The sequence below is a fragment of the Natronomonas pharaonis DSM 2160 genome (assembly GCF_000026045.1).
Classification (GTDB): Archaea; Halobacteriota; Halobacteria; order Halobacteriales; family Haloarculaceae; genus Natronomonas; species Natronomonas pharaonis.
In genome coordinates this window covers 83,158-106,545 of sequence record NC_007427.1, presented here as the reverse complement: position 1 = coordinate 106,545, position 23,388 = coordinate 83,158, and the positions used below count along the sequence as shown (strand labels likewise).

Annotated in this window: 17 protein-coding genes; 5 read left to right on the top strand and 12 right to left on the bottom strand. The window is 57.8% G+C overall.

Translation table 11 applies throughout. The features are described 5' to 3' along the window. Positions 1 to 22: 22 nt before the first annotated feature. Both NP_RS15035 and NP_RS13715 read right to left on the bottom strand, forming a co-directional pair. On the bottom strand, positions 23 to 355 hold the full coding sequence (locus NP_RS15035) for a hypothetical protein (RefSeq protein WP_011324489.1): 333 nt from the start codon (positions 353 to 355) through the stop codon (positions 23 to 25). A gap of 71 nt (positions 356 to 426) precedes the next feature. Continuing rightward, a complete protein-coding gene (locus NP_RS13715) occupies positions 427 to 1,038 on the bottom strand; it encodes a helix-turn-helix domain-containing protein (protein ID WP_011324488.1) in 612 nt (203 codons plus the stop codon). A gap of 109 nt (positions 1,039 to 1,147) precedes the next feature. On the opposite strand from NP_RS13715, the gene NP_RS13710 reads away from it, so the two are divergent. The 4 genes from NP_RS13710 to NP_RS13695 all read left to right on the top strand — a co-directional run bounded on the left by NP_RS13710 (position 1,148) and on the right by NP_RS13695 (position 6,726). After that, positions 1,148 to 3,211 (top strand): hydantoinase/oxoprolinase family protein, encoded by a 2,064-nt coding sequence (locus tag NP_RS13710; RefSeq protein WP_011324487.1) that lies wholly within the window; start codon positions 1,148 to 1,150, stop codon positions 3,209 to 3,211. Continuing rightward, complete coding sequence (locus tag NP_RS13705; protein WP_011324486.1) at positions 3,208 to 5,064, top strand: hydantoinase B/oxoprolinase family protein; 1,857 nt, start codon at positions 3,208 to 3,210, stop codon at positions 5,062 to 5,064. The genes NP_RS13710 and NP_RS13705 overlap by 4 nt, the downstream gene beginning before the upstream one ends. A gap of 27 nt (positions 5,065 to 5,091) precedes the next feature. After that, the gene (locus tag NP_RS13700; RefSeq protein ID WP_011324485.1) at positions 5,092 to 5,718 is read left to right on the top strand and encodes an isochorismatase family protein; all 627 of its coding nucleotides are present in this window, start codon (positions 5,092 to 5,094) and stop codon (positions 5,716 to 5,718) included. A gap of 66 nt (positions 5,719 to 5,784) precedes the next feature. Further along, complete coding sequence (locus NP_RS13695) at positions 5,785 to 6,726, top strand: isocitrate lyase/PEP mutase family protein (RefSeq protein ID WP_011324484.1); 942 nt, start codon at positions 5,785 to 5,787, stop codon at positions 6,724 to 6,726. A 129-nt stretch (positions 6,727 to 6,855) separates the two neighbouring features. Here NP_RS13695 and NP_RS13690 read toward each other — a convergent pair whose 3' ends face one another. From NP_RS13690 to NP_RS13670, 5 genes are all read right to left on the bottom strand, one after another. Then, positions 6,856 to 8,706 (bottom strand): cryptochrome/deoxyribodipyrimidine photo-lyase family protein, encoded by a 1,851-nt coding sequence (locus tag NP_RS13690; RefSeq protein ID WP_011324483.1) that lies wholly within the window; start codon positions 8,704 to 8,706, stop codon positions 6,856 to 6,858. A 541-nt stretch (positions 8,707 to 9,247) separates the two neighbouring features. Beyond that, positions 9,248 to 10,717, bottom strand: coding sequence for an orc1/cdc6 family replication initiation protein (locus NP_RS13685; RefSeq protein ID WP_011324482.1), 1,470 nt, complete (start codon positions 10,715 to 10,717; stop codon positions 9,248 to 9,250). Between the two features lie 1,090 nt (positions 10,718 to 11,807). Then, positions 11,808 to 13,454: a TCP-1/cpn60 chaperonin family protein gene (locus NP_RS13680; protein WP_011324481.1), complete on the bottom strand. Its 1,647-nt coding sequence runs from the start codon at positions 13,452 to 13,454 to the stop codon at positions 11,808 to 11,810. Between the two features lie 29 nt (positions 13,455 to 13,483). After that, the gene (gene fmdA / locus NP_RS13675) at positions 13,484 to 14,758 is read right to left on the bottom strand and encodes a formamidase (protein ID WP_011324480.1); all 1,275 of its coding nucleotides are present in this window, start codon (positions 14,756 to 14,758) and stop codon (positions 13,484 to 13,486) included. A 257-nt stretch (positions 14,759 to 15,015) separates the two neighbouring features. Then, positions 15,016 to 17,244 (bottom strand): hybrid sensor histidine kinase/response regulator, encoded by a 2,229-nt coding sequence (locus NP_RS13670; RefSeq protein ID WP_011324479.1) that lies wholly within the window; start codon positions 17,242 to 17,244, stop codon positions 15,016 to 15,018. Between the two features lie 685 nt (positions 17,245 to 17,929). Between NP_RS13670 and NP_RS13665 the strand changes: the two genes are divergently transcribed. Beyond that, complete coding sequence (locus NP_RS13665; RefSeq protein ID WP_011324478.1) at positions 17,930 to 18,427, top strand: Lrp/AsnC family transcriptional regulator; 498 nt, start codon at positions 17,930 to 17,932, stop codon at positions 18,425 to 18,427. A 95-nt stretch (positions 18,428 to 18,522) separates the two neighbouring features. Here NP_RS13665 and NP_RS15030 read toward each other — a convergent pair whose 3' ends face one another. The 5 genes from NP_RS15030 to NP_RS13640 are packed head-to-tail and all read right to left on the bottom strand — an operon-like array spanning position 18,523 to position 23,249. Next, a complete protein-coding gene (locus NP_RS15030; protein ID WP_011324477.1) occupies positions 18,523 to 19,269 on the bottom strand; it encodes an ABC transporter ATP-binding protein in 747 nt (248 codons plus the stop codon). Further along, a complete protein-coding gene (locus NP_RS15025; RefSeq protein ID WP_011324476.1) occupies positions 19,266 to 20,003 on the bottom strand; it encodes an ABC transporter ATP-binding protein in 738 nt (245 codons plus the stop codon). Before NP_RS15025 ends, NP_RS15030 begins: the two co-directional genes overlap by 4 nt. Further along, complete coding sequence (locus tag NP_RS13650; protein WP_011324475.1) at positions 20,000 to 21,061, bottom strand: branched-chain amino acid ABC transporter permease; 1,062 nt, start codon at positions 21,059 to 21,061, stop codon at positions 20,000 to 20,002. The genes NP_RS15025 and NP_RS13650 overlap by 4 nt, the downstream gene beginning before the upstream one ends. Continuing rightward, the gene (locus tag NP_RS13645) at positions 21,058 to 21,942 is read right to left on the bottom strand and encodes a branched-chain amino acid ABC transporter permease (protein ID WP_011324474.1); all 885 of its coding nucleotides are present in this window, start codon (positions 21,940 to 21,942) and stop codon (positions 21,058 to 21,060) included. The genes NP_RS13650 and NP_RS13645 overlap by 4 nt, the downstream gene beginning before the upstream one ends. Positions 21,943 to 21,947: 5 nt before the next feature. Continuing rightward, positions 21,948 to 23,249: an amino acid ABC transporter substrate-binding protein gene (locus NP_RS13640; RefSeq protein ID WP_158303768.1), complete on the bottom strand. Its 1,302-nt coding sequence runs from the start codon at positions 23,247 to 23,249 to the stop codon at positions 21,948 to 21,950. Between the last annotated feature and the right edge of the window lie 139 nt (positions 23,250 to 23,388).

Here is a 23,388-nt window from a genome sequence, read left to right as displayed (position 1 = left end):
AGTTTTTTATCTTATATAAAGGTCAGCACTTTGACGTGGAATATCCAGCCGTGGCTACGAGTGTGGAACGGTTCCCAGTTGTCGGCTTCATCCCACGGCTAAAGCCGATGGGCTTTCGCCTCGCTACCGCTGTAATCGTCGCCTTCGCTGGGACATCGTCGGGGAAGTCTTCGGGGCGGCTTTCAGCACTGGCTTCGTCGGAGCCCTCCTTAAGACGCGCTTTGCGGTCTTTGTGTTCGGCTAGCTCTTCGGCATAGTGGGCTACGTCCCGAAGCTGTCCCGGTGATGACTCGTTGAGTGTATCGACCAGTTCGGTCGGGAGGGCCGCCGGGGGTGTCGGTGGCTCGTAGGACATCGGCGTTGCCTCGTATTAACCAACAGAAACCGAAAATCCATAGATTTGTTGGTTAAGCACCCCAGCCGGCGCTAACCCACTTCGGAAGAAAGCAGCGTTTGCTCTGCTTTCCGAAGGTGCTCGTGAAGTGTCGCGCGGCTAATGTCGAGTTCGGCAGCCAGCTCTTCGCTTGTTATCTCTCTGGGCCACTCGTAGTAGCCGCGGGTGAGGGCTTCGCTAACTACCTCCTGCTGCCGTGCTGTCAGCGGTGAGTCGGTCGTCTTGAACTCCTCGAGCCGGCCGAGCGTTACCGTCCCGAACTCACGGAGGTCAGCGATGATGTCTTTCAGATCCGACCGCTGGAAAACGAGAATGTTGTACTCGCGTTGGCGGCCGTTGACGATATTCGACCGCTGGAGCGTTCCGTGGTTCTGGTAGATCGCTGAGTAGGCTCCACAGGACGGCTTAGTCACGAGAAGGTTCTCCTCGTTGAGCCGTTTGACGTGCTTGACGTGGTCGGCCGCTTCGAGTTCAGTCTGAAAAGCGTCGGCATGCGAACCTGCCTGGAGAACGAACGTAACAACCCCGTTCTGTAACTCCTCGATTTCGATAGGGACCGGGCGCTCGACATCCGCGGTTAGCTCACGGAGGATACACTCCCGGTGTTGCGTAAAGTGGACTGTAGCGGTGAACATCCCGTCCATTCATGGTAATTGACACCGAGCGACAAGAACGTTTCTATAAAAATGGCCAACGGCTGTTGGGGGAATTCTTACTCCCCAGCGCATCGTCACCGGTGGTACACGGTATATCATGACACACAACCTCGGCGTAGACGTCGGCGGAACCTTCACCGACGTTATCGTATTCGACGAATCGACTCACGAGTTGACAATTGATAAGGTGCTGTCAACCCCGTCAAACCCGTCTGAAGGCGTTATTCACGGTGTCGAAGAGGCGACCGAGAAGGCAGGAACAACGGTCGCCGAGCTCGACTTGCTGTTCCACGGCACGACGGTGGTGACGAATATGCTCCTCGAAGAGACGGGGTCGCGTGTCGGACTTATCACGTCGGCGGGCCACGAGGATATCCTTCATCTCGCCAGAGCATGGACGCCGGGGCCGCTGTACGGCTGGATGGATATGGAAAAGCCGGACCCGCTCGCAGACCTCGTCGACACGCGAGGAATCGGCGGCAGTATCAGTTCGCCGGATGGCGAGGAGGCGAAGCCGCTCGACGAGACAGAAGTCCGGTCGGCAGTTCGCGAGCTTGAGGCCGCCGGCGTCGAGTCGCTGACAGTCGCGCTGCTGAACTCATATTTGAATCCGGCTCACGAGGAACGCGTTCGAGAGATTGTCAACGAGGAAGCGCCGGAGCTTCCGGTGTCAATTTCGTCCGAAATCGTTCCTGAATACGGCGAATACGAGCGTACGCTGACGACTGTCATCAACGACTATGCCCGCCCGAAGGTCATTGAGTATCTCGATGACCTCGACGCGTCGCTGGCGGAGGCAGGGTCGGAAGCAACGATGAACGTCGTTCGCTCCGATGGAGGGCTGATGAGCTCACAGGCCGCAAAGGAACGGCCAGTTGAACTTGCCCTCTCCGGGCCGAGCGGCGGTGTCGTCGGTGCGGCGACGATCGCCTCGAAAAAAGGCGTTCCGGACGTTCTCACACTGGACATGGGCGGGACGTCGACGGACGTCTCGCTGGTCGAGAGCGGTACGCCGGAGACGACCCGGCAGACGAAGGTCGGATACCGCGAGTTCAAATCCCGGTCTGTCGACGTGAACACCGTCGGCGCCGGCGGTGGTTCGATTGCCAGAGTGCAGCTGAACGGGTCGCTGCAGGTCGGCCCCGAAAGCGCCGGGGCAGATCCCGGGCCGGCATGTTACGGGCAGGGCGGCGATGAGCCGACGGTTACGGATGCGAACGTCGTATTGGGTCGTATCCCCCCGTCGGTACAGCTGGGCGGACGGATGGACCTCGACAGGGATGCTGCCCGCGATGCCGTCGCGACGATTGCCGAGGAGCGCGGAACGTCGGTCGAAGAAGCCGCACAGGCGATTCTCGACATCGTCAACGAGAACATGTACGGCGCGCTCCGTGTCGTCTCCGTCGAGCGCGGGTACGATCCCCGCGAGTTCGGGCTTGTCGCCTTCGGCGGAGCCGGTCCGATGCACGCCAACGCGCTTGCCGACGTGATGGATGCCTATCCGTTGGTCATTCCCCCCGGCCCCGGCGTGATGTCGGCGTTTGGCTTTCTCACCTCGGATGTCCAAAACGAGTTCTCCGAAACGTACCTCAAAACCGACACCGAGACATCGGGGGCAGACGTCTACGAGGAGTTCCAGACGCTCCGTGACGACGCCGTGTCCTGGCTCGCCGACGAAGGGGTCGCTGAAGACGACCACCGGTTCGACTACTTCGCAGAGTGTCGCTACTATCGACAGGACATCCAGATGTCGATTCCCGTCGATGTCGAACGGCTCCAGGATGAAGCCGGGCTGGCAGCAATCAAAGACGACTTCGAGACACGACACGACCGGCAGTTCGGCTTCACGCTGGACGCACCGCTCGAAATCGCGAACCTCCGTGTCATCGGCAAGGGAACAGTACAGGGCGTTACTATCGACGAACAGGAGCCGACCGCCACAGACCCCAGTACGGCGGCCATCGCGACCAACGATGTCTATTTCGACGGCGCGAGCTACGAGACGGTCGTCTACGACCGGGGGAAACTCGCCCCCGGCCACGAAATCGACGGCCCGGCAGTTATCATCGACGACGACTCGACAGTCGTCGTCCAGCCGAACCACGTTGCGAGCATTGACCGCTACAGCAACATCGAGATTACCAGAGGTGATGCCAAATGAGCGCCGAAACCCCCGACTTCGTCGGTGAGCACGATATCGACCAGACAACGCTTGACATCATCGAGAGCACGCTCTCGAACACCCGCGACGAGATGGACCGTGTCGTCGAAACGACGGCCATCAGCCCCGTCATCCGCGAGCAGTCCGACCAGTTCCCACTCATCGCCGATGCGCAAGGTCGCATGATTATGGGACAGTTCGGCTCCGCAATCGATACGATACTCGACAACGCCCCGTTCGACCGTGACGAACTCGAAGACGGCGATGTCATCGCGACGAACGACCCCTACATGTGTGCCGGGGCGGTTTCTCACACGCCGGACATGCTGCTGCTGCGGCCGATCTTCTACGAAGGGGACCTCGTCGGGTTTTCCAGCCAGTGGGGCAACCTCATGGACGTCGGGGGAAAGACGCCCGGTAGCATGCCTGTTCAAGCCCAAACGATTTTCGAAGAGGGGATGCGACTACCGCCGGTCAAGCTCTACAAGGCTGGCGAGATCGACAGCGAGCTCCTCCAGACGTTTGCCCACAACACCCGGCTTCCGGAGCACGCCGAAGCAGACATCAAAGCACTGGCGGCCGGAACGAAAGCCGCCGAAACGCGTGTTCACGAACTCTGTGACCGGTTCGGCAAGGAGACGTACATGGAGGGCTGTGATGCGATTCTCGACCGAACCCGTGAGGGGATGATTAACCTCATCCACGAGTTCATCCCTGAAGGCGAGCGGTACACCTTCGAAGACTACGTCGACGACGACGGGATGGGCAACGGGCCGATAAAGCTCCGGCTCGAAATCTACCGCGAGGGGGATACGGTCTATCTCGACTGGACCGGCACCGACGAGCAGGTTCCGGGGACGGTGAACTTCCTGTTGAACGAGAAGATGTTCAAGATGTTCACCGGGGTGTTCCTGATTATGGCCTTTGACCCGCTGTTGACGTTCAACGACGGCTACTACGACCTCTTTGATGTGACGCTTCCGGAGGGGTCGGTCGTCCAGCCGGAGTTCCCAGCCGCACTCGGGAATAGACTGCCGTTGATGGCTCGGCAGTTTGACGTCCTGCAGGCGACGTTCTCGAAGCTCATCGACGGTTTCTCGGTGGCGGGGAGCTACGGGACCTCACCGAATCTCGTCTACGCCGGTACCGATTCCGAGGGCAACGAGTTCCAGATGCTCGAAATCCTGTACGGCGGGATTCCGGCCCGTCCCGGCGGCGACGGGCTTGATGGGCACTCGTGGTGGCCCCTGTTCCGTACCGTGCCCGCGGAGTACCAGGAAGCCTACTATCCCCTGACCATCGATGAGTATAGCACTCGATCCGATACCGGCGGCGCGGGCGAGTTCCGTGGTGGCCACGGCATCACGAAGGTCTACACGTTCGAAGAGCCGGGCGCTATCACCTTCCAAGACGACCGAGCGCACACGTACCCGTGGGGCGTCGACGGCGGCAAGCACGCCCAAACGAGCAAAAAGCGGCTCATTCGGACCGACGGAACTGAAGAAGCGCTCCCGTCGAAAGTCGAGAACGTCCCCGTCGAGGCTGGCGATAAACTCGTGTTCAGCACCGCTGGCGGCGGCGGCCTCGGGGACCCGCTCGAGCGCGATCCAGAGACGGTAGCCGTAGAAGTCCAACGCGGCCTCGTCTCCCCGGATGCCGCCGAGTCGGAGTACGGCGTCGTCGTTACCGATGACGGAACCGTCGATGAAGCAGCGACCGAAGCGCGTCGTGCTGAACGTCGCGAATCGCGCGACGACCCCGGCGCCTTCGATTACGGACCGCTTCCGGACGACGAGGTGCTCGAAGAGCAGATCGCCACCGAGCGACGCGAGTTCAACGACCGGCACCAATAAAAGAGAGCCTACGGGACCAACTACATCATGGATTGGCCAGACGAGTTCGAGATGTCCGACGACCAGTCGGGGTTCGGCTCCAGCGTCGGCCTCGGCGAGCGGCCGGCACTGGTCGTTATCGACCTGATTAACGCGTTTACTGACCCAGAAACGGAACTCGGGTCAGACGTGGGGGGCGTGCTCGAACAGACCGAGCGGTTGCTGGCTGCGTTCCGAGAAAACGACCTGCCACGGTACTTCACGACAGTCGCCTTCGAGGAGTCCTATGGCGATGCTGGACGGTTCATCGAGAAGGTACCTGCCCTCCGGGAACTTCAGCTCGGCACGGAGGCAGTCGAGGTCGACGACAGCGTTGCGCCAGCCGGCGACGAACGAGTCATCCTCAAAAAGTACGCCAGCGCGTTCTTCGGCACTGACCTCGAAACTGAGCTGACGACCAACCGCGTCGATACGCTCGTGCTCGCCGGCGTCACCACCAGCGGCTGTGTCCGCGCGACAGCCGTCGACAGTCTCCAGCACGGCTACCGAACCATCGTGCCGGCCGACGCTGTCGGCGACCGTGCCGAAGGACCGCACAGAGCGAACCTCTTTGACATCGACCAGAAGTACGGTGATGTCGTCGAAACCGACGATGTGCTTGCTGAATTAGAATGATACTCTCAATACGCCAGTCGCGTTGTACCGATACTGCCTTCGCACAGGACCGCCGAGGGGCGAGCAATGACTGAGTACGGACGACAGCTCCGCAAGCAGCTCGACGGGGACGACCAGTTGGTCTGTCCGGGTGTTCACGACCCGCTCACAGCGGCCGTCGCGGATACGGTCGGTTTCGATGCGATCTACATGACTGGATACGGGACATCGCTGTCGGCGACCGGCTACCCGGATGCTGGATTCATTACGATGCCGGAGATGATATCCAACGCCGCAAACATCCAAGAGCGGATTTCCGTCCCGCTGGTCGCAGATGCGGACAACGGGTACGGGAACGCGACGAACGTCGTACGGACCGTTCGCGAGTATATCAAAGCCGGTGTCGGGGCGATACACATCGAAGACCAGACCTTCCCAAAGCGGTGCGGGCACACGGAAGGGAGACAGGTTATCCCACGTGAGGAAGCCGTTGGGAAGATACAAGCCGCTGCCGAAGTCCGCACGGAGCGCGCCGAAGAGTTCGTACTTATCGCTCGCACTGACGCCCGGGGGACCGGTGACGGCTCGCTCGAAGAAGCCATCATCAGAGCGAATGCGTTCCTCGATGCTGGGGCAGACGTTGCTTTTGTCGAAGGACCGACCGACGAGTCAGAGCTGCAGCGTATCGGTGCTGAAGTTGAGGGGCCGCTCCTCTACAACTTCGTTGGGGACCTCGGTACCTCACCGTACGTCGACCTCGGGACGCTCGAGGAGCTCGGGTTCGAGATGGTCATCTTCCCGATTGCAGCGACGCTTGCGACGATAGCGAGTGTCCATCAGAACCTGCAGGCGTTTGCTGAGGACCCGGTCGATGCGATGCGACAAATCGACACCCAGTTCAACGAGCAGGATATCGGGAGCCTCCACGAGTTCTCTGGGTTCCCGGAAGTCATTGAGTGGGAGCAACGCTATCTCCCCGACGAGGACCGCGAAAAGTACGAGGGGTCGCTCGGGGACTCCATACAGTGAGCAGCGGGCTTCCGATTACTGTTCCGTCTTAACCAACACTCGGCCGGGTTTCGCCGTTTGTTGGTTAATACACAGCTAGCCCGGCTCCAGAGGCGCTGGGAAGGTCCAGTAATCTATCAGCTCTCGCGGCTAAGACTCGTCCGTCCCGTCCCCACCCATCTCGTCTTCGGCTGCATCTGCTGCCTCATCCAGACTGGCAGCGTCGGAAAGTGAAAGCTGCATGTCGGCAGCGCTGTCTTCGGCGCTGTCTCCGTACTCGGCCGCGATGGATTTCGCAGCGTCGTATCCACCAGAAAACGATGCTCGTTTTGCGATTTCCGGGCGCGCAAGCTGGCGAGCAGCGGCTGGGTGGTGCCGTTCGTACCGTGACCAGAACGCCTCACGGCGAGCGTCAAAATCGACGACTGGACGCGGATAGTCGTCGCCGATGGTGACACCACAGTCGGTCTGTACTGCCAGCGGTGTTCGCTCGGGCCGGTCAAGAAACGTGTTTGGGAGCGGGGCCAGTTCGGGGAGCCACCTGCAGATCCAGTCGCCGTCGGGGTCGTGATCGCGGACCTGCTTGCGTGGGTTGTATACTCGCTGGACGGGTTTGCCGATCGTTCCCGCTTGGCTTTGCCACTGCGTGTAGTTGATTCCGACGTCGCTGTCGATAAGGTGATGGTGGTACCAGTCAGCGCCGATCCACCACGGCTGCTGGAGGATATGCACGAAAAAGGACGCACACATCGCTCGCATCCGAAAGTTGAGCCAGCCGGTCTGTCGCAGACACCGCATCGCCGCATCAACCATGGGGAAGCCCGTCTCACCGCCTTTCCATGCCTGAACCAACTCCGGGTCGTGGTGGTCGCGGTTGAAGTCCTCGAAAACTGGGTTGACTGCTGTGTCGGTCCATCCCGGCCAATCGACCAGCTTCTGGTTGTAGTGGAGATTCCAGACCAATCGGTCGGTGAACATCTGCCGGCCCCGACACTCCGGAGCCTGCTCGCTTACCGACTGATACACCTGCCGGACGGAAAGCAGGCCGAAATTGAGATACGGCGACAGGCCGCTGGACGCTTCTCTGGCATCCTGTGGCGCAGAGATGTTCCCCGGATAGGAGTGTATCCGTTCGACGAACGAACGCAGCCGTTCGGCTGCCCGGCGGTGCGTACCGGTCGGAACCAAGGTTTTCGAGGGCGAAATGTCGAATGCAGCATCGATTGCGGCCGGCGTGATACCCGTTTCGAGTACGAATTGCGTTGTGTCGGCGGTACTCCACGCCGGAGTATGCGGGGCCTCGTTGAGCCACGTTTCGACGTGTGTCTGCCAGTTGGTCCGAGACCATTCCTGTCCACGGACAAGGCCGTCACCTGAGATGAACTCGATGCTATTCCCACAGACATCCCGAACACGGTCGTCCCGGCGCTTGCCATACCGACTGGTTGGAGTCGCCATCGTCAGGATCGTCCATCCTTTGTTCGCAAACCGCTGAAGCACTGTTGGCGGAGAACCGTATCCGATAGTTAGGCCGGGGGAGGATGCGCCGGAAAGTGAGTCTTCGGCCGTGCGGTCGTCCTCTCGAGTCTCGTTCAGTGACAGCGGCGTTGTCGCAGCCAGCCGCTCTCGGGGGGCCTCGGCTGTTCGTGTGACCGTCGGTGCCGGCGCTGCGGCATAGAGCCGGTCAAGGCTCGCGACCGCCTCATGAAAGAACCGAATCCGAGCGTCGCACGCAAGCCCACCGTCACCGTAGAATGCTGGATCGAAAACCAACAGCGGGCAGACGACATCACCTCCGGAAACCGCCCGCGTGAGCGCCAGCTGGTCGGCAGTCCGGAGGTGCTTTCGATGCCAGACGACGTAGCCGGTTGCGTTGTCTGTTCCGTGGACCTCGCTTGGTGTTGGTACCACCGCCGCTTGCGGGGACGTAGCGCTGACAGCGGAATCAAGACTGTCGGTATCCGCTGGGTTGTCAGCGTCGGCGGCCCGTCTGTCGCGCATCTGCCTGTCGAACGGTTGGGGCCGGCGCTGCTTGAGTGCTGGCTCCGGGCGTTGCCATTAGCTGACCTAGTTAGCTGAGTCAGCCAACTAAGTTGGCTGACTAAGTTAAGTGAGTCACGGTTGAAACACATCGATAGAGGGGTGTATCGAGAAACGCTGCTTGAGTGCGGATGGCGATGTGGCACGGTCTCCAGCCGCTAATACACATCGATAGAGGGGTGCAATCGAAACAGTGTCAGTCGATTATCGCCACGGCTGTGGCACGATATTACATATCCAGTACACATCGATAGAGGGGTGCGTGAACGGACGAAGAGCTCGACAGGCTGCGATACGATACCACATGATTGATACACATCGATAGAGGGGTGTCTCCGCCGGCGCCCCAACAGATGGACAGAAGGCCGGACCACCGCGTGGACGGAGTCAGCTGTCGCGGGCAACTGCCTTGGGAGCAAGCCACGTAGCATCCGCCTCGGTTCTGGTATGAACCCACCAAGACCAGAAAAATCAGAACCCAAAAAGACAGAACTGTAACGGGCTACGTCTGCTTTCGGATTTGAGCCTGCACAACCGACTGCACTTCCTCGGAGGTAACCATCTCGATTCGGGAATCCTCACGGAGCGTCTCGAGAATCGTCTCCGGACGCTCGCCAAATTGGAACTCAAGGAACATTCCGGAGCTGGGGCCGTGGCTCCGCCGTTCGAAGTCGACAAGCGAGTACGTCGTTAGCTCCTTCATTTTGTTGACGTACGTTTCTTGGTGGTACTGGTCGGCATTGATCGAGTCTGTGAGGAACTGATAGACGCGGTAGCCGGTGGTACTGCGGGCCGTCCCACCATCGGTTTGGGCGGCTACCGCTGCCGTTGCGTACAGACAGAGCTTCTTTTGTGTGCTGATACCGCGGACAACTTCGAGGACGCGGTTCTTTTCGACTTTTTCCTGTGCCTGTCGGACGTGCTCTTCGCGGACCCGGGTGCTGCCCTCACGCTCGGCGAGTTCGCCAGCGACGCGCATCAGGTCAATGGCTTTTCGAGCATCGCCGTGGGTCTGGGCGGCGAATGCAGCGGCGAGTGGAATAACGTCATCGTCGACGACGCCATCGTGAAAGGCATCCTGTCGATGGCGGAGGATCGTCTGAAGCTGGTTTGCATCGTAGTCGTCGAAGTGGACGTCTTCGGGCGTGAACGAACTCAACGCGCGGCTGCCAACCGACTCCATCATCTTGGTGTCATTAGAGATCGCCACGACCGAGAGGTACGCCCGCAGGTCGTTGGTGGCCTCGGCCCGCGACAGCTGATACAGCAGTCGCGAAAACGCCGGCTCCTGTTTATCGCGTCGACCGACGAGCATGTCGAGTTCGTCCAGAACGAACACGACGGAATCGAAGTTCTCGTTGACAATGCGGAACAGCTCGTCCCATTTTTCTTTGGTTGCGACGCCGTGTTTCGGGACTTGGACAGCAACGCCGGCCTGTTCGGCGGCCTGCGTTGCCAACTCGTAGACGGCAACGCCGAGGGTGTCGAGGTCTTGGCAGTTGACTTCAATAGTCCCGAAGTCGATGTCACGCGTCTCACAGATACGGTTGATGTTGTTGCAGACGGCCTTCGTGATGAGTGATTTCCCAGTTCCGGACGGGCCATACAGGAAGAGGTTTGGCGGACGATTATCGCCGAGTGTCACCCGCAACATCTTCGTCACTTCTTGCAGTTGGTCATCGCGGCCGACGATCCGGTCCTCGTCGACGACGTAGTTCGGGTCAAGGAGCGACCGGTCGCGAATTAATCCATCCTGTTCGTCGAATTCGAGCAACATATCTTCAATCGATTGTGAGGAGGACTCGTCAGAACGGGAACCAGCGTCGGGCGAGCCGTCGGCAGCCTCCGTCGAGTGGTCGACATCCGCGGGCACGTTCGAGGAAGTCGCACTCGAAGAAAGGTCCGCTTGGGTGGTCTCGTCCTCCGGAGTTCTCGACTCGGGCCGAGAAGCGTCGGAGTCGTCAGTGCCCATACGACGACTCACACAGGCGGCTTACAAAAAGCTTCGCACCCCTCTATCGAAGTGTAATCGCCGTTTGTAAAGCGTATAAGGCCATAGATGCGCTGGTTCAACTGGAAATAGCCGCCAAAAGAACAACGCGTCCGACGAAGTGTTTTGGGAGAAGCAACACGAAGCGTGGATTGATGCGGCTCCTCGAATACCGCCGACGCGAAGTACACCGTCGCCTGGAGCGGGCGGAGCTTGCTTAGCCAACAAGGACGCACTCGTGTCCTACGTTGGCTGCTTGGGCGACCGAGCCAGCCGGCCCATCGAAACACGAAGGAACGCCATCGTCGGTGCTATCGTATGCTGTCGAGAGACCACTACAAGACAGACACCCCTCTATCGATGTGTTCGAAGAGTTGGTAGGGTGGGGGTTGAATCGACCGTCTTGCTGCACTCGATATCAAGAAGACCTTTGTTAGCGTCTAAAACCGCTGTTTTCTAGATGCTTGTTCTAGACGGGCCATATTTTAACTAGGTTGTAGTGTTGTTTCTTCTTCTTTCTTCTTCTAGTTTCTAGAAGAACACTCACACACCCCTCTATCGATGTGTTCGATGTGTATGGCTCTGAGATATTCGTCTCCCCCCATGGAATACCAGTTTCTCCGTGAATACGCTCTTGTGTCGTCCTGTATCGTGCGTTTCGTGGCTATCGTAATCTCTCCGCTGGCACAGCTCTACTTCCTCTCGACAGATAGAACACATCGATAGAGGGGTGTCTGTCCCCGACGTCCACAGAGAGGAACCATGCCAACAGCAGCGAGCTAAGTGAAACTAGTCGCCTTGAGACTCGACGTCGAGTTGGTTTTTGTTCTGTGGACTGCCCCGAAGTCAATCCCCGGGACCCTTGAATCCATTAATTCCGGTCCCGCGGAGCAGCCAGACCCCTCTATCGATGTGTAAATCCGCTCACCGACCATTCCGCCATTAACCAACAAAACGGCATAGTGTTGGTTAAAACACGCGCTGCCAGTACTGCGTCGAAGGCTCGCTTCCACGGTGGAGCGGTAGCCCCCGGCGGGGACACGTAGTCTCAGCCCGGCGAGGACGCGTAGTCTCAGTGACTAATCGCCCACGGATACCCTCCAGCATCGACTCCTGGCTGACTGGTACAACTGTGTTCGGCGCGTCCCCCGTGATTACAAGAACCACTTTGCCCGTCAGCACCAGCAGTGTCTGCACTGAGAACCTCATCAACTCGGAGCAGCATTGATGCAGCCTCAAGGGCGATTGTGAGGCTTCGGTCGATGACCGAGCGTGGTTCCACGACGCCAGCCGCAACCATCTCACGTGGTGTCCCCGACGGACCAACACCGACTGCTTTGTCGCCGCCAGCGTGTCGCCTCTTTAGCTCTGCCAGCGTTGCCATCGGGTCTCGCCCTGCGTTCTTTGCGAGCGCTTGCGGAAGTGTTTCGAGTGCATCGGCGTAGGCCTCGATCACTAGCTGTTCTCGGTCGCTAATACTTTTGGCTTTGCTCCGCAGCGCTCGCGAAAGCGATACCATGCTAGCACCACCTCCCGGTACCACGCGTCCTTCGTTCACTGCGAGGGTAACTGCATCACTGCAGGTCTCGATGATGCGTTCGCTCTCCGCTGCCACGTGTGGGGTCCCGCCACGAAGCAGTAGAAACCGGTGGACTGCTGCTGGACTGTCAGTCACCCATACTGTTTCTGTCGTTCCGACTGTTCGGTGTCGGACCGTTCCAGCGTGACCGGCCATCGTCGGCGCGAATTGGCCGACTGACTGCACAGCCTTAGCCCCCGTCATCGCAGTAATGGCATCAAACTGGTCCTGACGCGTTCGCTCGACCGGTAGTACCCCTCGCTGAATGAGTGCGTTTCGAATCTGCTCGTCGATCGACTTTTGACAAAAGAGGACATCAACCCCAGAATCACACATTGTCCCAACGATTTCTGAGCGGATTGCGGCTTCGTGCTCGCGAAACCTACTGGCCTGCTCACTGTCGGCCAGCGTTACCACCTCGACAGCTGCGGGCTTGTCGATCGATATCGCTGTGTTGACCATCGCTACACGGGCGTTTCTCACTGTTTGGTCTCTACCCCACCCCCCTGCCGTTGCTGGCGATTGCTCCATATCGATACACATCCCATCAATGAGTGTTGAGTCTCTGAGCTCCCCGCCAGCGTAGCCCCCGATACCCAGCCGTGACCGGTCGAACTCTATAGCCTCCAGCGCTCCGACCGTCAACTCGGCGAACCGCCTCGTGTTCGCATCGTCCCATCGGCCAGTGACCGCCGTCCGTGCGACGTTTTTGAGCATTTCTCGGTCATCTTCGTCGACATACACGCCGTACGACTGGAGTTGCTCACGAGCGCTGTATGTCGCCGTATTGAATCCATCAATTATCGTCGTCGGATGTACACCGGCTGCAAGCAGCGACTCCGCGGCCGAGAGCAATGCGCCGGTGAGAAGCACCGTTCTCGTGGTGCCGTCGGTAGTAGCTACCTGCTGACTGCTCGCCGCCCGCGCTACTGTCGTTGCGACGGGGTCCTCAATTTCCATCCGATCTAGGATACGCGCCCCATCGTTGGTCACCAGTACGGTCCCATTCCGGCCGACCAGCATTTTGTCCATGCCGTTCGGACCGAATGTCGTCCGAACTGCGTCTGCGAGAACTGTTCCGGTATTGATGAGCTGTTGCTGTTCGCCGCTAGTCCGTTCTGTGTGTCTCGTGGCTGCCATATTGAATAGGTGCGAGGATTGCTGATTCGCTAGCCAAGCGGGTCGTCAGTCACGACGAGATCGCCTCGGTCGGCGCTGTTTTGCTCGATGCCGTCGGGTGAGATGTCGAAGTCGAAGGCCCCTTTGGGAAGCGCGAGCGTCGAACACGCGTTCGGTATGTCGACAACGCCGCTCTGTCGTCCTTCGACCGGAACTGTCCCGAGGATGTGTAATGCTTGCTGGCCGGTGTAGCCGAACTGTTTGAGGTAATCGATCGCTTGCAGACACGCTCGGCGGTACGCCGTATGGGAGTCAATATATCGCTGTTCGCCGTCTTCTGTCACCGAGTAACCACAGAACGTGATGTAATCCTCAAAGTGCGGCCCTCGATGCCCTGGCTCGAAGATCGGATGCTCGACGCCGAACTTCTCCATCCCACCTTTGACGAGGTCAAACTTCACGTCAACGTACGCTGCCATCTCAATCGCGCCACAGAATGAGATTTCGCCGTCGCCCTGTGAAGCATGGAAATCCCCGATACCGAACTTGCCACCCTCGACGTACACCGGGAAGTACACTGTTGACCCGATGGAGAGGTCCTTGATATCGTGATTTCCGCCGTGTTCTCGCGGCGGGACAGTCCGTGCCGCTTCTTGGGCGGCCTCCTCGGCTTGCTCCGGATCCATCTCCCCCATTAGTGCCCCCTCAGATGTCGGCGGATTCGCGACGCCCGGCTCCGGTTCCCCTGTCGGATGGTTTGGAATTGACTCTGGATCTTCTTTGTGTTTCTCGATCAGTTTTTGCTCTCGTTCATTCCACGTCTCAAGCAGCTCTTTGCTCGGTGCACACCCCGCCAACCCGGGATGGATCTTCCCCTCATATTCGACGCCGGGGATGTGCCGCGAAGAGACCGTATGTCCCTCAATATCCCAGATTGACTTAGCTGCATGGGGGAAGTGATCGGTGAGGAATCCACCCCCGTTCTTTTGTGAGAAGGTACCGGTGAATCCGAACTCCGATCGACCGTTCAACGGCCCCATATCAAGAAACTCCACTTTCAGCATGTCCCCGGGCTCTGCGCCATTCACGTATACTGGGCCAGCAAGGTAGTGAACTTGGCTCAAGTCTACGTCCCGCACTTCATTCGGATCGTCGTTGTCTGTGATTTGTCCGCCTGTCCAGTCAAGCGTCTCCAGCCGCATTGATTCGCCTGGCTCGGCTTCGATGACCGCTGGAATATCTGGATGCCACCGATTAAATGGGTTCGCTCCTGGCTGTTCGTCAGGTGCCTTATCGACGTCCACCTCAAATTTCACTTCAGGCATGATCCATTCGTGCGAAGAGGTAACATTCATATAGGCATTTTCCTGAGTGGATGTTATTTCTAAATACTGTTCTAGTGTATTCAGCATGAGTCAATATATATTGTCAGATGTTGTGGAAATGTATGGGTAAGCAAATGAATGATTGGATAGGGACGCATCGGGAGCATTCGATCTGGCTGAGAATCGGGTCGCGGCTGTGGTGTTCATCAAAAGTAGACAACGCCACCCACAGCTGTAACAGCACGAAAACCACAGATTCAGCCGTTGCCTTCTGTTGTGTTATCAATGCTCATGTTGGCGAGTTCAATCCGAGCACCGCCGCCGTCGCTTTCGGTTACGTTGAGGGACCATTCGTGGGCTTCGGCGATTTCGCGGACAATGGCAAGCCCAAAACCGGTACCACTGTCGGCGGTTGAATATCCGTGTTCGAATACATCCTCGCGCTTGTCGTCAGGAATACCAGGCCCATCGTCGGCGATGTAGAATCCATTGCGGTCATCCAGCTCGCCGACGGTTACCGTCACGTCTCGACCGCCGTGCTCGACGGCGTTCCGGAAGAGATTCTCGATGAGCTGTTTGAGCCGCGAGCGGTCGGCCAGCACCACCGTCGGGGTGTCAGCTTCCAGCTCTGCGTCGGCCGTATCGACCGAACACCAGCAGGCGGAGACCAGCGCCGAGAGATCAACTGGCCCAGGTTCAGTTATTGTGTCGCCCTGCCGTGCGAGCGTTAACAAGTCGTCGACGAGAGCATGCATCCGATCGAACGCGTCGCCGGCGTCGCTGAGGTGGTCGTTGCCACAATCACAGGCCATCTGGGCGAGCTCGACCCGTCCTTCGGCGACGTTCATCGGGTTTCGAAGGTCGTGGCTGACGACACTAGCAAACTCGTCCAGCTGTTCGTTTTTCCGTTCGAGACGCTGCTGTCGTTCCTTCCGCTCGGTGATGTCGATGAGATACCCGAGACGGTGGGAGACATCATCGCCCGCCCAGACAAGTGTCGTGTGGTCGAGTACCCATCTTACCTCGCCCTCAGCGGTAATAATACGATATGGGTCATGCTTGACTTGGTCGTCGCCGTTGGCCATGGCTGTCTTGGTTTTCGAAACGACGCGTTCGACGTCTTCGTAGTGGACGAGCGGGCGGAACGGTTGCGATTCTAGGTCCGCGACACTATACCCGAACACGTCTTCGACGTTCTTCGAGACGTACGATATTGTTGAACTGCCGTCATTTTCCCACCTGAACACGACAGTTGGACCTTGCGTGAAAATATCACGCTTCTCACGTAGCGCTTGCTCCGTTCGTTTTTTGTCGTCGATATCGAGATGGATACCCACCGCCCGGACCGGCGTACCGTCGGCATCGCGTTCGACGACCTGGCCGATGTCGCGTATCCACTTCCAGTCGCCACCAGCGGTTTGCATCCGCAGTTCCGTATCGTAATACTCCGTCCCGCCCTCGATATGGTCTCTGAGGGCGGCCTGAACTGTTTCGACGTCATCCGGATGGACGCGGCGCCGCCACTCGTCAAGCGCCGAGCTAATCTCTGCCGGCTCATGGCCGAGCATTGTCGCCCAGTTATCGTTGTACTCGACGTCGTCGGTATTCATGTCCCAGTCCCACACGCCGAGGTTCGCACCCTCAGTCGCCAGTTCAAACCGCTCTTTGAGCGTTCGGAGCTCTTCTTCACGTTCCTTGCGCTCGACGAGGTTGCGGGCGACCCCAACGACGCCGCCGTCTTTTTCGACCGCGTCGGCTAGCGGTGTGACAGTGCACTCGTGAGGGACCTGTTCGCCGCCGGCGGTTTGGATAGTTGCTTCGATGGTGCAGCTTTCCTCTGGCGGCAGTTCTAGGCGGGGCTCCGGTACTGACTGCCCATCGTTGGCGTTGCCGGCCAAAAAGTCGTGTATTCGCATATCGGCGATTTCGTCGTTATCGTAGCCGGTTAACGACGAGAGCTGGTCGTTCCAGTACCGAAGCGTTCCGTCGGCGTTGGCGATATAAAAGATGTCGTTAATGCTGTCGAGTGCCTGCCGAGTGAGGACTCGCTCTCGCTCAAGCGTTTTCTCGGCTCGGTGTTTCGTGACGGCGTTCGTAATGCGATTCATCAGCACATCTCGCCGCTTGGTTGAGCTGCGCTTTTTGACGTAATCGGTGACGCCCGCCGATATCGCTTCACTCGCGATTGACTCGTTGCCGTAGTCCGTCAACAATAAAAACGGCAGCTTCGGCCACTCCTCGCGAACGGCTGCAAGCAACTCTAACCCGTCCATCCCTGGTATTTGATAGTCGCTGACGACACAATCGTAATCAGTGTCTTCGTCATGCAGTCGGCGGAGTCCCTCCGTCCCCGTCGCAGCGAGTTCAACACTGAAATCACCTTCCTGTTCTAGAAACGCTGCCATCGTCTCACTGGAAGCAACAGCATCGTCGACGAGGAGGACGTGAATCGGTGCTGCAGCTGAGGCGGCGGCTGTGTCTGCCATCGACCGGCGGGTTAGATTGTCGGCGCGAACCCGTGAGTTCGGTGGCATCATTGCTATCGCTTGGTACGAGGCGTGATTGGCGGCGGCTCTGGCCGCTCACCATTCTGTCGTCTGAGCAACGTTTGCGGTCTCTCACGCATAACTGGTATCATGACATGCATGTACATGACACAGTGGCTAATAACTACGGGCAGAAATAATATACTTGAAAATTACAATTCCTTTTATTTATATATACTGAATATTTAGTTCTAAGTGGGCACATTTCCCGTAATTGCAGGAATACTTGCTCATAGCCGGCGACGACTGCGATGACCCGAACCGATTTGGTCCTTCGGCCGATGGATATGTGGCAACGGGCCGAAAGAAAGCCAACGGCAGCGAGACCGATCCGAATCCTCCATGTTGATGATTAGCCGGACTTCGCAGAGACAGCTACCGCATTCCTTGAACAGGAACATAGACTGCTTCGACATTGAAACCGCGACGAGCGCTAGTGTGGGGCTCACAGAGCGTTGAAAATGTCCCGCGAGTTTCTCCCACGAAATAGAATTAACAACTTTTTGTCACAGAAATGCCCTGTCACAGAACGTCGCTGTCTCCATCCATTCAAGCTAACGCAAAAAAGCGGTTGTTGTTCGTACAATAGCTAGAATACAAATAGCTAGATAACTATACACCATCAATGACCGGAGAACTTGACGAGCGGGATTTTAGAATCCTCTGTGCAATCGCAGAACACGAAACATTCAGCTCTGAGGACCTCCACGAAGAGACCGGGATCCCGAAATCAACAGTCCACTATCGAATCCAGAATATGAAGGATGAGGGGGTTATAAAAAACGAACTCTTCGAGTTCGACCGAGAAAAGATCGGGATCGAAATCACGCTTATTTCAGAGGTATGGGCCGAATTCGGCGAGGGATACCACGATACCGTTGGGGAGAAGCTCTCAGAAATTGAAGGTGTGAACCAGGTTTACTTCACCATGGGTGATACTGACTTCGTCGCGATTGCCCGACTTACATCCAGAGATATGGTTGAGCAGCTCGTAGAGGATTACGAGTCGATCGATGAAATACAGCGAACGAGCTCCAAGTTTGCAATTTCAACAATAAAAGAAGACATCAGTATCAGCGCGCTCGGTGACTATTCTGTCGAAACACTCCTTGACAGCGACTGAAACGAACAGCCGCTCGTGGGTACTGCATCGGCAGCCGAACCACGCTACGCACTCCGGAGGCCTCGTAGAAACACAAGAGGCTGCTGTCCCCGGCCTCACTCGATACCGAGATACAGTTCCATCAGGTCCTCTTCTGCTCCGAGCTCGGACGGAGTTCCCTCGAACTGCAGTTCGCCTTCAGCAAGGATATAAATGTAATCGGCCAGCCGCAGCGCAGCGACGACGTTCTGTTCGATTAGTATCACTCTCGCGCCTCGGTCGACCAGCGTTTCAATGAGGTCGAAGGCGTCATCGACCAGCGCGGGTGCTAGTCCGGCACTTGGTTCGTCCATCAGGTAGGTGTCCGCACCGGTCATCATCGCTCTTCCGAGACTTACCATCATCTGCTGTCCACCTGACAGGTTCTTCGCTTTTGTATCCAGCTTCGCTTCGAGCGCCGGGAACGCGTCCAGCACGTCCTCCTTTCTTTCCTTCGTTTTCTGCTTATCGCTGACGCTGAAGGCTCCAAGCTTCAGGTTTTCTTCTACGGTCATCGTTCCGAACACGCCGCCGCCCTGTGGTAACGTGGCGACACCGTGTCCGACGATTTTGTCGGGGCCCAATTCGGTCAGGTCAGTGTCACCGTATTGGACGGAGCCCGACCACAGCGGGACGACGCCGTTCAGCGATTTCAGGAGTGTCGATTTGCCACTTCCGTTCGGGCCGAATATGCAGGTAACGCCCGGGTGGCTCTGAATCGAGACGCCGTGCAGCACTTCGTGGCCGTCGTATCCGGTGACGATGTCTTCCGCAACCAGCGTCGCGGTCTCGTCGCCGGTGTCGAGTTCTGCTTTCGAGCTCATGCTAGCACCTCTTCGAGATCCACTTCACGACCGAGATACGCTTCGCGGACTCTATCGTTACCGGTCACGTCATCGAACGACCCCTCAGCGATTATTTTCCCTTGGTCGAGGACAGTAACGGTGTCGGCGATGGTGCGCATAACGTCCATATCGTGTTCCACCATTACAAACGTCGTCCCTTGGTCGTTGAGCTCCTGGATGTGCTCGAGGATTCGCTTCTCCAAAGCGGGGTTGACGCCCGCAGACGGCTCGTCGAGCAGGATACAGTCCGGGTCAAGCATGAGCACACGGCCAAGCTCCAGTAGCTTCTGTTGACCACCACTCATTCCTTCGGCGTCATTATCCGCGATATGGTCGATCTCCAGAAACTCGAGGATTTCTTGGGCCCGCTCCCGTTTGTTGTCAACGGAGTCCGGTGCGTCAACGGCGAGCAGGTTTTCGGTCACGGTCATGTTACGGAAAGGCGACACGATCTGGAACGTTCGGGCCATCCCTTCGCGTGCGATTCGATGGGGTTCCCAGCCGGTGATGTCAACCCCGTTAAATCGGACCGCTCCCTCATCAGGCGTATAAAAACCCGTCAGGTTGTTGAAGAACGTGGTTTTACCGCTTCCGTTCGGGCCGATGACGCCACGTATTTCTCCTCGGTCGACGGAGATCGAGATGGAGTCGTTTGCAACTAGTGCTCCGAACCGCTTTGTCAGGTTTTCTGTTTCGATTATGGGTTCGCTCATTGGAACTTGAATTTCTCCATGAGGGATTTTGCGTTCGATCGGATGTCGCTAACGTCGGTGTCTCCCGTTAGAAGCCCAACGATACCGTTGGGGGCAAACAGGATGACGATCATAATGAGGAGCCCCATGAGCGAAATGTAGAGCGTGTCGCTCCCGAAGAAGAGGGCACTGAGGCGGTCGAGAAGGAAGATGAGCGTTCCTCCAACGACCGGTCCCAGCACCGTTCCGATTCCGCCAACGAGTGCCATGATCACCATCTGTGCGGTAATCATCGAGTCAAGGACTTCCTGCGGGTGAACGAAGGTGATGTAGAACGCGTATGCGCCCCCAAGCAGCGCTGCTGTAGCACACGAGAGAACGTACACCTGCCGCTTGATGCGGGTGGAGTCTATCCCAAGCGACTCGGCAGCGTCTTCGTTGTCCCGGACAGCCTTGACTTTATATCCGAATTCGTGCCGCTCGAACAGGACATAGGTCAAGAGCATAATCCCAACGCAGAGTCCGAACATTACGTAGTAGATGTAGATTATCCGGGGGATGTCCGGGAGCGGGATTCCGAAGGCATCCATAGTGGACGGCAGCGTCAATCCGCTGGTGCCACCGGTAATATCAAGCAGCAGCGCCAGCTGACGCATGGCCTCTGCGAACGCCCATGTTGCGATTGCGAAGTACGCTCCCTTCAGCCTGAGGGTGGGAACGCCGATGAAGTAAGCGAACACCGCACCCACTACCCCGGCCAAGACCAAAGCGGGAAGGAAAGGAAGCGCATACACAGACATCGCAATGCCTGTGGCGAAGGCTCCAATCCCGAAATATGCGCCGTGGCCGAAGTCCAGATATCCGGCGTAGCCGCCGATCATGTTCCACGACTGGGCGAGCCCAATCCACATCAGTACGCCGACTAGGATTCGCAGCTCGAAGTTTCCAACGCCGATCCACGGCACTACGAACAGGAAGGCGACAATCGGAATCCAGACGATCCGTCGGTCGTATGTCTCTCCATCCGCTTTGTATATGACTGACTCAATCTTTGCACGAAGCGAGTCGCTTGAACTCATGATACTGGCTCACCTCGGCCAAGGATCCCCTGCGGGGATACGAGCAAGACTACGTAGACGATGCCGAACAGTACGAAGAACACCCACGCACCGCTGACGTAGGTTGAGAACATGGTTTGTGCAAGGCCAAGTAGCAGCCCGCTGACGATTATTCCCGGGAGGTATCCCATACCGGCGAGAACGACCATAAAGAAGGCAAACGCCGTGTACTGCATGCCCATCCCTGGGTCGGCAGAAAACACGATACCGATGAACAGACCTGCTGTGGCTGTCAGCCCAGCGTACATTCCATACGCGACTGACTGGTAGCGAGCGATGTTGATACCCATCAATCGGGCGTCCGTTCGATCTTCCGCGATAGCGCGTATCGCTAGCCCTCCATCTGTGTTGTACAGATAGTAGAGGAACGCCGAAACGGCGACGACGCCGAATATACCCGTAATGAGGCGTGCGGTGGGAATCGTACCGATGCTGCTCAGCGTAATTCCACCAGTCGCTATCTCGGTCGGAACCTCTCGGGTATTGGGCCCAAACGTTGTGAGGACCCCGCCTCGGGCAAAGAAAGCGATCCCGAACGTAAACACGAGCGCCATCAGTACTGGCATCGGAACATCACTGGTTGTCACGTGATGCAGGAACGGCTGGACGAAGAACCCGACTATATAAAATAGGACGAAGATAACCGGGGCTAAGAACAGCGCGTCTACGCCGACAGTTACCGCTAGTATCGAGCCGGCGAATGCCCCGACCATTACGTATTCTCCGACAGCGAAGTCGATCACCTCAAGGACTCCAAATACAAGGGCGAACCCAATGCCGACAGAGATGTAGATTCCCCCGAGTAGGAGTCCGTTTATAATCGTCTGAATCAGCAGATCCATAGAGTCTATCTCGCCCCCCACTCAGGGACCGGGTACTCAGGCTCAGACTCCATTTGGGTGTCCGGAGCGACGATATCGAACCCGTCAGTCGACCGCTGTATCGTCAGTATGTCCGCTGCGGTGTTGCTGTGGTAGAGGTCGCCCTCCGTCTCGAAGTCCACTTCTCCGTAGAACGTCTGGACTTCGATGTTCTCTAAGATATCAATCAGCTCGTCTTTTTCGTCATCCAGCAGCGGCGGGGCGGCCCCCAACTCCTGGAGCGCTTCTTGATAGACGATGCCCGCCGCCGTCGACCCGGCTTGGGTGTAGTCCGGGGTCACGTCGAAGGCCGCCTCGGATGCATCGGCGTAATCCTGCGGCCCGTCGAAGAGAATATCGCCGGGCAGGTCCAGCCGCGGCAGCCAGACCGTCGCCCCAAGCGTGTGTGCCGCATCATCTCCAAGCCCCTCGGCGAAGCTCTCGGTGTCGACGCCGTAGTGGCTGAAGAACGCGTCAGGATTGTAATCTAGGTCTTTCGCTGCCGTCAGGAAGTCAACGTGTGCTTCTATGTGGGCTGCGTGGAAGTGGAGGTCCGGGTCCTCGTTCTTCGCAACGCTGACTGGGCTTGTCCAGTCGGCGTCCCGCGGGAACAGCTCGTAATAAAGCACCTCGATTCCGTTTGCCTCTGCCGTTTCACGAAGCGCTTCTGCGACGTCGCTGGTGAATGGGTCGTTAACGCCAGTGATACACACTGTCTCAGGTGCCGGATCGAAATTGAAGATCGATTCGGCTGCATCACCGGCGATGACGTTCCCTGCAGGGATCGTTCCGAAGGTGTACCGGTACTGCTCTTTCCAGATATCGGGTGACTCGGCGCTGCCGGTGATGTGGGGGAGTCCCTCTCGTTCGGCGATCGGCGCCACAGCGAGCGTAACGTTGCTTGAGTAGGGTCCGAAGAGGGCATCGACCCCGCTGTCAATCATCTGTTCTGCCGCGTCAGCGCCCGTCGATGGCTCACTTTGTGCGTCTGCGTATTCGACTTCAACTTCGTAACTCGTTCCGTCGATTTCGATACCGCCGTTTTCGTTGACGGCCTGCTCCCAGAGGTCGTATCCACGTTCAGTAATCGTCCCGCCAAATCGAAGGTCGCCGGAAAGCGAGGTCACAGCCCCGAATCTGAATACGTCTCTATCCTCAGGCGTATCATCGAAGCCATCGAGGCATCCGGCGAGGCCGGCGAGGCCAGCAGCTCCCATGGCCCCTGACGCCTTCAGGAATGTTCGTCTATCTGTCGATTCAGCCGTTGACGGTTGGTTCCGGTTTACCATACCTCTACCGGTAACGCCCATCTACTTATATCTTTTCCAGATTATTGAACTCCATACGAATATTCGGGGCATAGAGTGAACTAGAATCCAATATCTGGGCCATTCGTCCAACTCTTAACAATGTTCCTTGATAATCCAG

Excerpts from the sequence above, each read along its gene's own strand:
- NP_RS13710 (WP_011324487.1), top strand. The coding sequence starts at position 1,148 with ATGACACACAACCTCGGCGTAGACGTCGGCGGAACCTTCACCGACGTT.
- NP_RS13645 (WP_011324474.1), bottom strand. The coding sequence starts at position 21,942 with ATGGATCTGCTGATTCAGACGATTATAAACGGACTCCTACTCGGGGGA.
- NP_RS13690 (WP_011324483.1), bottom strand. The coding sequence starts at position 8,706 with ATGCGCGACAGACGGGCCGCCGACGCTGACAACCCAGCGGATACCGAC.
- NP_RS15035 (WP_011324489.1), bottom strand. The coding sequence starts at position 355 with ATGTCCTACGAGCCACCGACACCCCCGGCGGCCCTCCCGACCGAACTG.
- NP_RS13695 (WP_011324484.1), top strand. The coding sequence starts at position 5,785 with ATGACTGAGTACGGACGACAGCTCCGCAAGCAGCTCGACGGGGACGAC.
- NP_RS13640 (WP_158303768.1), bottom strand. The coding sequence starts at position 23,249 with ATGGTAAACCGGAACCAACCGTCAACGGCTGAATCGACAGATAGACGA.
- NP_RS15025 (WP_011324476.1), bottom strand. The coding sequence starts at position 20,003 with ATGAGCGAACCCATAATCGAAACAGAAAACCTGACAAAGCGGTTCGGA.
- NP_RS13665 (WP_011324478.1), top strand. The coding sequence starts at position 17,930 with ATGACCGGAGAACTTGACGAGCGGGATTTTAGAATCCTCTGTGCAATC.
- NP_RS15030 (WP_011324477.1), bottom strand. The coding sequence starts at position 19,269 with ATGAGCTCGAAAGCAGAACTCGACACCGGCGACGAGACCGCGACGCTG.
- NP_RS13685 (WP_011324482.1), bottom strand. The coding sequence starts at position 10,717 with ATGGGCACTGACGACTCCGACGCTTCTCGGCCCGAGTCGAGAACTCCG.
- NP_RS13650 (WP_011324475.1), bottom strand. The coding sequence starts at position 21,061 with ATGAGTTCAAGCGACTCGCTTCGTGCAAAGATTGAGTCAGTCATATAC.
- NP_RS13715 (WP_011324488.1), bottom strand. The coding sequence starts at position 1,038 with ATGGACGGGATGTTCACCGCTACAGTCCACTTTACGCAACACCGGGAG.
- NP_RS13705 (WP_011324486.1), top strand. The coding sequence starts at position 3,208 with ATGAGCGCCGAAACCCCCGACTTCGTCGGTGAGCACGATATCGACCAG.
- fmdA (WP_011324480.1), bottom strand. The coding sequence starts at position 14,758 with ATGCCTGAAGTGAAATTTGAGGTGGACGTCGATAAGGCACCTGACGAA.
- NP_RS13680 (WP_011324481.1), bottom strand. The coding sequence starts at position 13,454 with ATGGCAGCCACGAGACACACAGAACGGACTAGCGGCGAACAGCAACAG.
- NP_RS13670 (WP_011324479.1), bottom strand. The coding sequence starts at position 17,244 with ATGGCAGACACAGCCGCCGCCTCAGCTGCAGCACCGATTCACGTCCTC.
- NP_RS13700 (WP_011324485.1), top strand. The coding sequence starts at position 5,092 with ATGGATTGGCCAGACGAGTTCGAGATGTCCGACGACCAGTCGGGGTTC.